At 44.8% G+C, this 11,767-nt stretch carries 8 protein-coding genes and 4 tRNA genes; 6 read left to right on the top strand and 6 right to left on the bottom strand.

The genetic code is table 11. The annotated features are described in order from the left end of the window. Positions 1 to 196 precede the first annotated feature (196 nt). Positions 197 to 287 (top strand) — tRNA-Ser (locus QQ041_RS24075). Positions 288 to 402: 115 nt separating this feature from the next. Here QQ041_RS24075 and ilvY read toward each other — a convergent pair. Next, positions 403 to 1,296 (bottom strand): HTH-type transcriptional activator IlvY, encoded by an 894-nt coding sequence (ilvY, locus tag QQ041_RS24070; protein WP_146491942.1) that lies wholly within the window; start codon positions 1,294 to 1,296, stop codon positions 403 to 405. Between the two features lie 146 nt (positions 1,297 to 1,442). Here ilvY and ilvC point away from each other — a divergent pair, with 146 nt between their 5' ends. Continuing rightward, positions 1,443 to 2,927 carry a ketol-acid reductoisomerase gene (gene ilvC / locus QQ041_RS24065; RefSeq protein ID WP_102507439.1) on the top strand — a complete coding sequence of 495 codons (1,485 nt, stop codon included), beginning with the start codon at positions 1,443 to 1,445 and terminating at the stop codon, positions 2,925 to 2,927. Positions 2,928 to 3,205: 278 nt separating this feature from the next. On the opposite strand, the gene QQ041_RS24060 is transcribed toward ilvC, so the two are convergent. The 4 genes from QQ041_RS24060 to QQ041_RS24045 form a co-directional block, all read right to left on the bottom strand. Then, complete coding sequence (locus QQ041_RS24060; RefSeq protein WP_009848085.1) at positions 3,206 to 3,457, bottom strand: accessory factor UbiK family protein; 252 nt, start codon at positions 3,455 to 3,457, stop codon at positions 3,206 to 3,208. A 119-nt stretch (positions 3,458 to 3,576) separates the two neighbouring features. Continuing rightward, positions 3,577 to 6,699 (bottom strand): multidrug efflux RND transporter permease subunit, encoded by a 3,123-nt coding sequence (locus QQ041_RS24055; protein ID WP_146491944.1) that lies wholly within the window; start codon positions 6,697 to 6,699, stop codon positions 3,577 to 3,579. A gap of 11 nt (positions 6,700 to 6,710) precedes the next feature. After that, positions 6,711 to 7,817: an efflux RND transporter periplasmic adaptor subunit gene (locus tag QQ041_RS24050; RefSeq protein ID WP_060983266.1), complete on the bottom strand. Its 1,107-nt coding sequence runs from the start codon at positions 7,815 to 7,817 to the stop codon at positions 6,711 to 6,713. Between the two features lie 18 nt (positions 7,818 to 7,835). Continuing rightward, positions 7,836 to 8,417 (bottom strand): TetR/AcrR family transcriptional regulator, encoded by a 582-nt coding sequence (locus QQ041_RS24045; RefSeq protein WP_010433399.1) that lies wholly within the window; start codon positions 8,415 to 8,417, stop codon positions 7,836 to 7,838. Between the two features lie 180 nt (positions 8,418 to 8,597). Here QQ041_RS24045 and rep point away from each other — a divergent pair, with 180 nt between their 5' ends. Next, positions 8,598 to 10,616, top strand: coding sequence for a DNA helicase Rep (gene rep, locus QQ041_RS24040; protein ID WP_108020191.1), 2,019 nt, complete (start codon positions 8,598 to 8,600; stop codon positions 10,614 to 10,616). Positions 10,617 to 10,698: 82 nt separating this feature from the next. On the opposite strand, the gene QQ041_RS24035 is transcribed toward rep, so the two are convergent. Next, positions 10,699 to 11,112, bottom strand: coding sequence for a cytochrome c5 family protein (locus tag QQ041_RS24035; RefSeq protein WP_017069626.1), 414 nt, complete (start codon positions 11,110 to 11,112; stop codon positions 10,699 to 10,701). Positions 11,113 to 11,410: 298 nt separating this feature from the next. Here QQ041_RS24035 and QQ041_RS24030 point away from each other — a divergent pair. From QQ041_RS24030 to QQ041_RS24020, 3 genes are all read left to right on the top strand, one after another. Further along, positions 11,411 to 11,487, top strand: a tRNA-Arg gene (locus QQ041_RS24030). 49 nt (positions 11,488 to 11,536) lie between these two features. Next, positions 11,537 to 11,612 (top strand) — tRNA-His (locus QQ041_RS24025). A gap of 77 nt (positions 11,613 to 11,689) precedes the next feature. After that, positions 11,690 to 11,766 (top strand) — tRNA-Pro (locus QQ041_RS24020). The last annotated feature ends 1 nt before the right edge of the window (position 11,767 follow it).

Genomic DNA, 11,767 nt, shown 5'->3' with positions numbered 1-11,767 from the left:
ACCTGATTCCATGCCGAACTCAGAAGTGAAACACAATAGCGCCGATGGTAGTGTGGGGCTTCCCCATGTGAGAGTAGGACATCGCCAGGCTTTAATTTATTTTCACTTTTTTAAAAGTGAAGACAAAAAGGTATCGTTACCTGTACATACATGTAACAACATCTACAGTGTACTAATCTGTTGATGACAATTTGTTGGAGGGATGGCTGAGTGGTCGAAAGCACCGGTCTTGAAAACCGGCAACCGTTAATAGCGGTTCTAGGGTTCAAATCCCTATCCCTCCACCACCATTAGAAAGCCCGCTGAGAAATCAGCGGGCTTTTTTCTTATCTGAGATATACATAAATGAAAAGAGGGAAGAGCACTGACGTGCTCTTCCCTCTTTTGTATTGAAAATAACGACTAATAGTCTGTTAAATATTTCCCTTCTGCAACTTGCCAGAACGCTCGAATTAGAGGGTTATCTAATTGTGCTCGCTTACAACATACACCCAATTCAAACGGTTTGATGGGTTCTATCTTTAAACGGTCTACTTTATCTCTTACTGGACTGTTGTTAATGACCACATCTGGCGCGATACCAACCCCACACCCTAGAGCCACCATGCTCACGATTGCCTCATGCCCTGAAACCTGAGCGTAAATATTGGGTTTTATCTTCATCTTTTTGAACCATGCGTTTGCACGCTCTCGGGCCGTTCCAGCTTCTGGGATGATAAAAGGTACTTCATTCCAGTTTGGTTTATCAGATTGTAGTTGTTGGCTAAAGCTACTCACACCTGATGGGATGATAACGGAAAGTGGTATATCGCTGATGGTCTCGAATTCTAGCCTTGAAGGAAGGATGTCTGGCTTTGCAGAGATCGCGATATCCGCCTCATCATTTAAGATCTTGTCGATGGATTGAGCCGGATCGCCAGTAGAGAGCTTAAATTCAATATACGGATGAATAGCCCTAAATTCGGTTATGAGTTCAGGTAGGTGACTGTAGCTAGCTGTCACAGAACAAAATATACGTATTTCACCTTTAAGCTCTTGTTCTCCGCCCTTCAGATGAAGGTTATATTGTTGCCATTCGCCAACGATGTTCAATGCCACAGGTAATAGATGTTTACCTGCTGGGGTCAGATCAACACTGCGGTTGTCTCTGATAAGCAGCTCTTGTCCTGTTTCCTCTTCAAGCTTTTGTATCTGACGGCTCAGCGCTGAAGGGCTGACATGCATAGCAGCAGCGGTTTTACTGAAACTCTTGCTGTCACATAAATGTATAAATAATTGTAGAGATTTTATGTTCATGTTCTGCGATCGTTTCCATGTTGCATTTATTGCAATAACTAATTGTGAATATATCACTTTCAGCAACGGAGTGTCTGTTTTAGTATGAAGTCATTCGATAGAGAAATATCGACCTTACGGACTTATTTTTAAAGGAGTGCCCTAGAATGGCTAACTATTTCAATACATTAAACCTTCGTGAACAACTAGACCAATTAGGTCGTTGCCGCTTTATGGATCGTGAAGAATTTGCGACAGAAGCTGAATATCTTGAAGGTAAGAAAATCGTAATTGTTGGTTGTGGTGCTCAAGGCCTAAACCAAGGTCTAAACATGCGTGATTCTGGTCTAGACGTATCTTACGCCCTACGCCAAGCGGCAATTGACGAGAAGCGTCAATCATTCAAAAATGCTGATGAGAACGGCTTTGTTGTGGGTAGCTACGAAACACTAATCCCTCAAGCAGACCTAGTAATCAACCTTACTCCTGATAAGCAACACACAAACGTTGTTGAAACAGTAATGCCTCTAATGAAGCAAGGCGCAGCTCTTGGTTACTCTCACGGCTTTAACGTTGTTGAAGAAGGCATGCAATTACGTTCTGACCTTACTGTAGTAATGGTTGCACCTAAGTGTCCAGGTTCTGAAGTACGCGAAGAGTATAAGCGTGGTTTCGGTGTTCCAACTCTTATCGCAGTTCACCCTGAGAATGACCCTAAAGGTGAAGGCTGGGATATCGCTAAAGCTTGGGCTGCAGGTACTGGTGGTCACCGTGCAGGTTGCTTAGAGTCTTCTTTCGTAGCGGAAGTTAAATCTGACCTTATGGGTGAGCAAACTATCCTTTGTGGCATGCTGCAAGCAGGTTCTATCGTATCTTACGAGAAGATGATTGCTGATGGCATCGAACCAGGCTACGCAGGCAAGCTTCTACAATACGGTTGGGAAACGATCACTGAAGCACTTAAGTTTGGTGGCGTGACTCACATGATGGACCGTCTATCTAACCCAGCTAAAGTTAAAGCGTTTGAGCTTTCTGAAGAGCTTAAAGACCTAATGCGTCCGCTTTACAACAAGCATATGGATGACATCATTTCTGGTCATTTCTCTAGCACTATGATGGCTGACTGGGCGAACGATGATGTGAACCTACTAGGCTGGCGTGAAGAAACAGGCGAAACTGCATTCGAAAACTACCCAGCTTCTGACGTAGAAATCTCAGAGCAAGAGTACTTCGATAACGGTATTCTTATGGTTGCTATGGTTCGTGCCGGTGTTGAGCTAGCATTCGAAGCTATGACTGCATCAGGTATCATCGATGAGTCTGCTTACTACGAATCTCTACATGAGCTTCCACTAATCGCAAACACAGTTGCTCGTAAGCGTCTGTACGAAATGAACGTAGTAATCTCTGATACAGCTGAGTACGGTAACTACCTATTCGCTAACGTAGCAACACCGCTATTACGTGAGAAGTTCATGCCTTCAGTTGCAACTGACGTAATCGGTCGTGGTCTAGGTGAAGCATCTAACCAAGTAGATAACGCTAAACTAATCGAAGTTAACGAAGCTATCCGTAACCACCCTGTAGAGTACATTGGTGAAGAGCTACGTAGCTACATGAGCGACATGAAACGTATCGCTGTAGGCGGTTAATTCGTCGCTTAGATTAGATATTGCGAATTTGTAGAAAAAGCAAAGCAGTATCAATAACTCCTTACAGGTTGGAGTTATGAATAAGCAACACAACATCTAATGAAAAGGCTTGGTCGCCGTTGACCAAGCCTTTTTTCTTTTAGGAATAAAGTTTTACAAATCAATTAAATGAATATTGCTTGGTAGGCCTTCGTTGACTTTCAGTTCTTGATTGATCTTCAGAAATACAAAAGGGTTGGTGTTTTCACACCAACCCTTTCAGTTTTCTTGCTTTTCGCTTACTTGTCTGCAATCTTTGCTTCTAAGTCCGCTAGCTTTTGTTCCATTTCAGTTAGCTTTTGGCGAGTGCGAAGCAGTACTTGTGTTTGAACATCAAACTCTTCACGGCTCACAACGTCTAGCTTGTTTAGCTGGCCTTGGATAACCTGGCGAACTTTTTGATCTACGTCTGAACCAAGCTCTTTTACTGGTTGAGGCATAGAATCGTGGATCTGCTTAGCAATCTGCTCTAATTTTTTTGGATCAAACATATCAATTAAAACTCCTGGATATTTACTACTATTCTATTTAATCACACTTGAGATGTCGCCTATGGCGTATAAAAAAAGGCCACCGAAGTAGCCTTTTTATTGTTAATACGACTTAGCGATTACTTATTATCAGCTAATTCTCTGTGTGCCGCTTTTGCTTCATCGACGCGAGCTAACTTTTCTAGGTCTTTGTCTTCAACAAACACAGGTAGAGGTTTGTGTTTTTCAGCCAGGTAGCTGTAAATCACTGGCAGTACAAATAGCGTGAAGAGAGTACCAATCGCTAGACCAGCAACGATTACGATACCAATACTAAAGCGCTGAGCCGCACCTGCACCACTTGCGTACATCAGTGGGATTAGACCTGCGATCATCGCCGCCGTTGTCATCAGGATTGGACGAAGACGAACCTTCGCAGCCTCCATTACCGCTTCGATACGAGTCTTGTGATGATGTAGCTGCTCTTCTTTTGCAACTTCACAGATCAAGATACCGTGTTTGGTAATCAGACCAACCAAGGTGATCAAACCTACCTGCGAGTAGATGTTCATCGTTGCCGCACCCCAAGCTAGAGCTATTAGAGCACCACAGATCGCCAGTGGTACAGATACCATGATAACCAATGGATCCTTAAGAGATTCGAATTGAATCGCAAGTACCAAGAAGATGATAGCCAGTGCTAGACCAAAGGTCGCGTAAAGTGCGCTACCTTCAGTTACGTATTGGCGCGCTTCACCCATGTAATCGTGGTTGTAGCCACTTGGTAGTTTATTTGCTGCTGTATCTTCAAACCAAGCAATTGCATCACCCATTGCCGCACCTGGTGCAGGTACCGCACCAATCGTCGCTGAGTTCAATTGGTTGAAGTGAGGAAGAGAACGAGGTTCTGCCACAACATCAATCGTAATTAAACTGCCTAGTGGAACGGCGTTACCATCAGCTGCTCGAACGTAGTAGTTGTTCATCGACTCTGGGTTCAAACGGAATTTACGTTCAACCTGAGGAATTACCTCGTAAGAACGTCCATTCAAGTCAATACGGTTGACGTAGCCATCTGACATCATGGTACCTAGCGTGATACCGATATCTTGCATGGTCACACCGTATGCGCCTGCTTTATCCTTGTCGATGTTGATCTTCATGGTTGCTGAGTCGTAGTTCAGGTCGAGATCTGAATATACAAACAGTGGGTTTGAAGATACATCAGCCAGAATGTCAGTGGTGATTTGGAACAAGCTTTCAAAACTGTTTGGCGTTGTAATGACAAACTGAATTGGAAGGCCTGAACCTGCACCTGGTAGTTCTGGCATTTGGAACGCTGTTACCGCCATTCCAGGAACATCTTTCACCAAACCACCAACGCGGTTTGCTACTTCTGATTGGCTTGCTTCACGCTCACTCCATGGAACCATAGATGCAATACCAAACGCTTGGTTTGCATTAGGAACACCAGTAAACACCTGCGCGTACGCTACTTCTGGCTGGTCAGACAGAATTGTGTTTACGTCGTTCATGGTATTTTGCATGAAGTCTAAGTTCGCATTCGAAGGTGCCGTACCCATTAGCATGATTACACCCTTATCTTCTGAAGGTGCTAATTCACTAGGGATGAACTTGAATAACATCGGCAAACTTGCAAATACGATGATAGCAAAGCCAATGAATACTGGACGATGCTGCATTACCGCGCCAAGCATACGCTCGTAACGGTTAGTCATACCATCCAGTACACCATGAACTTTCTGTTCAAACTTGCTTGGCTCAGCATGAGCTTTCAGCATTTTTGAACACATCATTGGCGATAGCGTAAGTGCCACAATACCTGACACGAAAACCGAACCTGCTAGGGTTAACGCAAACTCTTTAAATAGCGAGCCTGTGATACCACCCATCATTGCGATTGGAGCATATACCGCACCTAGCGTTAGTGTCATTGCGATAACAGGGACCGCAATTTCACGGGTACCGATAATTGCCGCACGGAAAGGGGACTCCCCGAGCTTGATGTGCCGGTCGACGTTCTCAAGTACTACGATCGCATCATCTACCACTAAGCCGATGGCGAGTACCATTGCCAGGAGTGTCATCAGGTTCCAAGAGAAACCCATTGCCTGCATTACCATTGCCACACCAATCAAAGACAGTGGGATAGTAACGATAGGAATCAGTACCGCTCGGAATGAACCTAAGAACAAGGTGATTACGATCAATACGATTAATGCAGCTTCAAGGATTGTCTTGATAACCTCTTGAATTGACTCGTTAATAGCAATAGTTGAATCGTACATTACGTTCATAGAGATGTTGCTTGGTAGGTTCTTCTCTAGTTGAGGAAGAAGCTCAAGTACATCTGCAGCGATGTTGATTGGGTTGGCACTTGGTGCCGCATTGATCGCAGCAACAACCGCTTCCTGACCGTTTGCACTTGCACGGTAAACGTCGTGGCTTTTCTCTAGAGAAACCTTAGCGATGTCAGACAGACGAATAATCTCACCTTCACCACTTCTAACGACTAAGTTCTCTAATTCTTCAGTGTTCGATACTTGCGTGTCGGCACTGCCGTTATAAAGAACAAACTCGCCGGTTGCTTGACCTGTAGCCGATTGGTAGTTGTTGGCATTCAATACCGTCATTACATCACTAGCAGTTAGGTTAACTGCAGCCATTTTTGACGGGTCTAGCCATACGCGTAGTGCGTATTTCATGCCACCGTATAGGTCAACTTTCGATACACCATTTACCGTAAATAGCTGCGGGTTAATTACACGCTCTAGATAATCGGTAATTTGGCTCGACACCAACTCATCACTAGTAAAACCAATGTAGAGTACAGCTGTTGTTGAACCAGTCGACATGGTTACGGTTGGATCTTCCGCTTCTTTTGGAAGCTGAGAACGCACCGAGTTTGTCTTGGCCAGTATGTCAGACAGCGCTGCATTCGGGTCGGTGTTCAACTTCATGTTCACCGTAATCGTCGAGCTACCGAGTACAGAAGAGGAAGTCATATAGTCGATATTATCCGCTTGCGCCACAGCCTGTTCGAGGGGTTGGGTGATAAAGCCTTGGATAAGATCGGCACTTGCACCGTAGTAACTCGTGGTTACGGTTACAACGGTATTCGTCATTTCAGGGTATTCACGCACCTGCATTTTGAAGATTGCTTGTAAGCCAAGCAGCGCAATCAAAAAGCTGATGGATACCGCTAGAACTGGACGTTTAATAAAAACATCAGTAAAGCGCATTGTGCCTCCAGTTACAGCTTAGGTGTTTCAGATGGTGGAGTGATTGCATCACTTTCAACAACCTTAACTTTGGCGCCGTTACTTAGACGTACTTGGCCAGAAGTTACAACCGTATCGCCAGCTTTAACGCCTTCAAGGATGTGCGCGATATCTGCTGTGCGTTCACCAACTTTCACGACGTGTTGAGCAACACGCTGAACGCCGTCTTCTTCAGTCAGGATGTAAACATTGTCACCGTATAGAGTGAAAGTAATCGCTGTTTGAGGCAGAGTTACTTGATTCTCTAGTTTAGGCAGAATGATGTTAGCGCGAGCGAACATGCCGCTACGAAGTTTGCCATCATTGTTTGGAATATCTGCTTGAACTTGGATAAGACCACTTTGGATGCTAACAGCGGGTTCAATTGCACTAATAGAGCCTTCAAACGGTGTTTCTGGGTAAGCATCAACAAAGATGTCGACAGCTTGGCCTACATTGATACGAGAGATGTCGGTTTGAGAAACCGTGAAGCGAAGGCGCATTACACTGGTATCTTCTAAACGAACGATATCTGTACCCGATTGCAGGTATTGACCTAGGTATACGTTACGAATACCAACAGTACCGTCGAATGGTGCACGAATTTCACGGCGCTCGATCGATGCTTTTAAGCTTTCAATGTCAGCAGATAGAGAGTAGTAGTTTGCCTCTGCTTCATCGTATGCTTCTTTTGAAATAGAGCCTTTCTTAAACAGGCCTTGGTAGCGTTTGTATTTTGCTTTTGCCGCAGGCAGGCGAGCTTCAGAACTCTTTAAGTTGGCTTTTTCTACGCCAGAATCAAGACGAACAAGAAGTTGGTCATTTTTAACGTCAGTTCCTGAACCAAAAGAGATTTGGTCAATAACACCGCTAGTTTCATTAGCTAGTGTCACACCTTGGTTAGGTTCGATGAAGCCGATAGCTTCAATCACTGGAACCCAGTCGATCGGCTGAACTTCAGTCACTGTTACTGGAAACTCTGGTTCAGGGCGGTTGGCCATATACTCAGCAATTTTTTGTTGTTTGAACATGTTGAACCCAATAACGCTGCCGAAAAGTAGTACAGCGATGAGTAACATGAAGAAAGTCCACTTTTTCATTATGGTCAAAACTCCGATCTAGTGTTTAATTATTGCGTCCCAACTGGCTTCAATTGCAGCTTCTAGTGCAGCCTCGTCGAGTTGGTAAAATCCTAAAGAATGCTTTCGCGCTAGAGATACACTAGCTGCTAAGCTCAAGCCACTTAGTACTTCATTATCAAGTGGTTTAAACAATCCTTGCTCTTTACCCTCATTAAATAGCAGCTCAACTTGGGCAAACATTTTACGTTCTAGTTCCCTGAAGTTTAGGCTATTTGTTATGGGTAGTGAGTCATACTGAACCCGATTTTTGATCGCGGCTAAGTTCGTTCCTGCTAAGTTCCATATGTTGAGCCACATGGTTCTATAGCGTTGCTTTATTGGATCCGAATCATTAACCCCTTCTTGAACAGCATCAGCTACTCTTTGAGTCACGAGCACTCGAACATCATCTATCAAGTGGTCTTTATCATCGAAGTAGCGGTAGATAGTGCCTGCAGCAACCCCCGCCTCTTTGGCTAATTTTTGCATTGAAAGGCCTTGAAAGCCGACCTCGGCAATGAGCTTTTCAGCGGCAGAAAGTATTTGTTGGCGTTTATCCTGAGGTGCATGAGTTGTCATTATTCTATCACCAGTGAATGAACGTTCATTCATTATAGCCTAAGAACCACACACATGTGCAACAAAGTTTTACACATGCAGCGTAAAAATCTTGTATAAGAGAACGTAGCATTCGAGGTGTTGCAGCATTATTATAGGCGCGCAATTTAATTCGCTCCTCTAGACCAAATTGAGAACCAAATGAAACTGAACCCAAGACAAGATGAAGCCGTGAAATATGTTTCGGGCCCCTGCTTAGTATTAGCGGGCGCTGGATCCGGTAAAACACGTGTTATCACGAATAAGATCGCTTACTTGGTTCAAGAGTGTGGCTATAAGGCGCGTAATATTGCTGCGGTAACCTTTACCAATAAAGCGGCACGTGAGATGAAAGAGCGTGTTGGACAAACTCTTGGTAAAGGTGAGTCGAAAGGTCTGATCGTTTCAACGTTTCACACCATGGGTTTAACTATCATTCGTCGTGAATATAAAGCACTGGGTTTGAAAGCGGGTTTTTCTCTATTTGATGATCAAGACCAGTTAGCTCTGTTAAAAGAGTTAACTGAAAGACAAATTGATGGCGATAAGGATTTATTGCGTGCATTGATGAGTGCGATTTCGAATTGGAAGAATGACATGCTGACGCCAGATCAGGCGAAAGCTCGAGCTCAAGGCGAACAAGAACAGCTTTTTGCATTCTGTTTTGAGATGTACCAAAAACAGATGAAGGCCTATAACGCACTCGACTTTGATGATTTGATTGCGATGCCGGTATTACTGCTCAAAACCAATCAAGAAGTACGCGAGCGTTGGCAGTCGCGTATTCGCTACTTATTGGTGGATGAATACCAAGATACCAACACCAGCCAATATGAACTGGTTCGCTTGCTTGTTGGAGAGCGCGGCCGCTTGACGGTGGTAGGTGATGACGACCAATCTATCTATTCATGGCGTGGTGCAAAACCGCAAAACTTGGTGCTGCTTGGTGAGGACTACCCGAACCTACGCTTGATCAAACTAGAGCAAAACTATCGTTCAACCAGTCGAATCTTACGTGCGGCGAACATCTTGATCGCCAACAACCCACACGTTTATGAAAAGTCACTGTTCTCAGAGATCCCAGACGGTGAAAAGCTCAAGGTACTGAATGCTAAGAATGAAGAGCATGAGGCCGAGCGTATTACCGGTGAGATCATCGCTCATAAGTTTTTGAACCGTACTGAATATAAAGATTACGCAGTGCTTTACCGTGGTAACCATCAATCGCGCTTGATTGAAAAAGCGCTGATGCAGAACCGCGTGCCTTACAAGATCTCCGGCGGCACCTCTTTCTTCGCCAGAGCAGAAATTAAAGACATCATGGCTTACCTGCGTGTGTTGGTGAACCCAGATGATGACAACGCCTTCCTACGTATTGTAAACACACCGCGTCGTGAGATTGGTCCGGTGACGCTTGAGAAATTAGGCAGCTACGCCAACATGCGTGGTAAAAGCTTGTTTGAAGCAAGCTTTGAAATGGGCTTAGAGCAAACGCTGACGGGGCGTGGTTTAGAAAACCTGCGCCGATTCGGTGATTGGATTGTTCGTATCTCGGATAATGCTGAACGTGGTAATACGGTTGAAGCTGTTCGTTCTTTGGTTCGTGATATTAACTATGAAGATTGGTTATACGAAACCTCTGCGAGCCCGAAAGCTGCTGAAATGCGAATGAAGAACGTTTCTGATCTTTATAGTTGGATTGTGGCCGATCTTGAGGGTGACAACTACGACAAAGAAGAGAAAACCCTACGCGAGGTAGTTCAACGCTTAACACTGCGCGACATGATGGAGCGTGGTGAAGATGATGATGATGCGGACCAGGTTCAATTAATGACGTTGCACGCATCGAAAGGCCTAGAGTTTCCGTATGTATTTCTGATGGGTGCTGAAGAGGGTATCTTGCCGCACCAAACCAGTGTCGATGAAGGTAACGTAGAAGAAGAGCGTCGTCTGATGTATGTAGGGATTACTCGAGCTCAGAAAGAGCTGACCTTTACTAAGTGTCGTGAACGTCGTCAGTATGGCGAGTTGATTAAGCCAACACAAAGCCGCTTCTTAGATGAACTGCCACATGATGATGTGGAGTGGGAAAGCGTGAAGAAGCCACAGTCCGCTGAAGAGCGAATGGAGAAAGGGCAGGCGCACATTGCTAACATTCGTGCGATGTTCAATAAGAAGTAACTCTCTACTTAATTAACACCATACTAGAAGACAATAAAAAAGGTGACCATGAGGTCACCTTTTTTGAATTTGGCATTTTTAATTACAGACCGGCAATCATGTGCTCGATAGCATCTTTGATTTCGTCGTCTGAACAGTCCATACATGAACCTTTCGCAGGCATCGCATTGAAACCGTTGATTGCGTGGTCAGCTAGGATGTCGCGACCTTGAGCAATACGAGGACCCCAGTCACCAGCATCACCTGTTTTAGGTGCGCCACTTACGCCAGATGCGTGACAAGCGATACAAAAGGTACCGTAAACTGCTGCGCCATCACGAGGGCCTGTTGGTTCTGCGGCTACTGGCTCGCTGCCGACTAGGTAAACTTGGCCAACTGGTTTGATGCGTTCAGCAATTGCATCTTGCTCCGCTTCGCTAAGGCCTGCAGCCATTGCGCCAGTTGAAAAGGTTAAAACTGCGATGACAACGCTTAAAATTCGACGAGACATATCCATTAAACTCACTTTACATTCCCAAGGTAAGTACATGCTTACCAATTTATAGTGTTGGAAGGGTGTTTTGGCTTTAACCAGCAAAGAGCAACTGTTAAACCAATGTAAATAATGGGTGATTATATCCCGATAAGTTGTTGCAATAAACAACAACTTATAAGCTGTGGCAGGTTGTAGTACTCAAATAAGGGGTTTATCACATATTAACTGTCGAAAAAGAGACCAAACAGAAAAAAAAGTTAAAAAAGTACTAGACGGCATTGGGTGATATACGTATTATTCCACTCCGCCGACAGGGCATGCGCCTGTAGCTCAGCTGGATAGAGCGTTGGCCTCCGGAGCCAAAGGCCGAAGGTTCGAATCCTTTCAGGCGCGCCATCCGGTCACTTACTTCGGTAAGCGAGAAATTGGCAGAAAAGAAATTATGGTGGCTATAGCTCAGTTGGTAGAGCCCTGGATTGTGATTCCGGTGGTCGCGAGTTCGAATCTCGTTAGCCACCCCATTCTTTCTTTACAAAATATCGGTAGCTTCGGCTTCCAGTGTTGATTCATTCTTCCCAAGAGTCGATACAAAACTAGTCGGTGAATAGCGCAGCTTGGTAGCGCATCTGGTTTGGGACCAGAGGGTCGGGGGTTCGAATCCCTCTTCACCGACCAC

The organism is Vibrio sp. TMPB1044, from assembly GCF_030442075.1.
Lineage (GTDB): Bacteria > Pseudomonadota > Gammaproteobacteria > Enterobacterales > Vibrionaceae > Vibrio > Vibrio satsumensis.
Note: the sequence above shows the minus strand (reverse complement) of the source record. Positions and strands in the feature narration are given on the sequence as shown.